General features: G+C 61.8%; 1 protein-coding gene. It reads left to right on the top strand.

Going from position 1 to position 1052, the window contains the following annotated elements; all coding sequences use genetic code 11:
* Positions 1-94: 94 nt before the first annotated feature.
* Positions 95-1037 (top strand): IS630 family transposase gene (locus tag AX708_RS19720; protein WP_156443264.1). Its coding sequence is split into 2 segments (ribosomal slippage): positions 95-430 and positions 432-1037, totalling 942 coding nucleotides; the frame shifts between segments, so codons are not numbered across the junction.
* The last annotated feature ends 15 nt before the right edge of the window (positions 1038-1052 follow it).

Here is a 1052-nt window from a genome sequence, read left to right on the forward strand (position 1 = left end):
CTAGAGTCTGTCCTGTTTAGACTGAATCGATGTGGGATTCCCAAGGGGTGCTGATTGTGATTCAAGCTGCTGGCTGGGCAGGAGGCCAGCAGCGATGGCACGAGCCTATTCTGACGATTTACGGGAGCGGGTGGCGGCTGCGGTTTTGTCCGGCCGCTCGGGTCGCGAAGTTGCAGCGACTTTTGGGGTGAGCGTTGCGAGCGCGTTGAAGTGGTCGCAGCGTCTGCGCGAGACCGGCAGTGCCGGTTCACGGCCGATGGGTGGCTACAGGCGGCGTGTTCTGGCGGATGAGCAGGACTGGATGCTGTTGCGCCTTGAGGAGTGCCCGCATCTGACTGTCCGGGGCTTGGCAGTCGAACTGGTCGAGCGCGGCTACCAGGTGAGCCCCAACACGGTGTGGTCGCTGCTGCGCAAAGCCGGTCACAGCTTCAAAAAAAAGCCTGTTCGCCAGCGAGCAGGATCGCCCGAAGATCGCGCGGCGGCGGGCGCAGTGGAAGAAGTATCAGGGGCGGCTTGATCCCAGGAAACTGGTCTTCATCGACGAGACTTGGGCCAAGACCAACATGACGCCGCTCCGGGGCTGGTCAAAGCGGGGCAGCAAGCTCGTCGCCAAGGCTCCGTTCGGCAAGTGGAAGACGCTGACCTTCGTGGCGGCACTGCGCTATGACCGGATCGATGCGCCTTGTGTGCTCGACGGACCGATCAACGGCCAGCTCTTCACCGCTTATGTCGAGCAGTTCCTCGTTCCTACCCTATCGCCCGGCGATATCGTCATCATGGACAACCTTGGCAGCCACAAGGGCCAGGCCGTGCGCAAGGCCATCCGCGCAGCCGGCGCCAAGCTCCTGTTCTTGCCGCCCTACAGTCCAGACCTCAATCCGATCGAGCAGGTGTTCGCCAAGCTCAAACTGCTTCTGCGCAAGGCCGCCGAACGCACCGTCGATGCCACATGGCAGCGCATCGGCACCTTGCTCGATGCCTTCCCGCCACACGAATGCGCCAACTACCTCAGAAACAGCGGCTATGCCTCAATCTAAACAGGACAGACTCTA

The sequence above is a fragment of the Erythrobacter sp. CCH5-A1 genome (genome assembly GCF_001557115.1).
In the GTDB taxonomy this organism is placed as follows: domain Bacteria; phylum Pseudomonadota; class Alphaproteobacteria; order Sphingomonadales; family Sphingomonadaceae; genus Erythrobacter.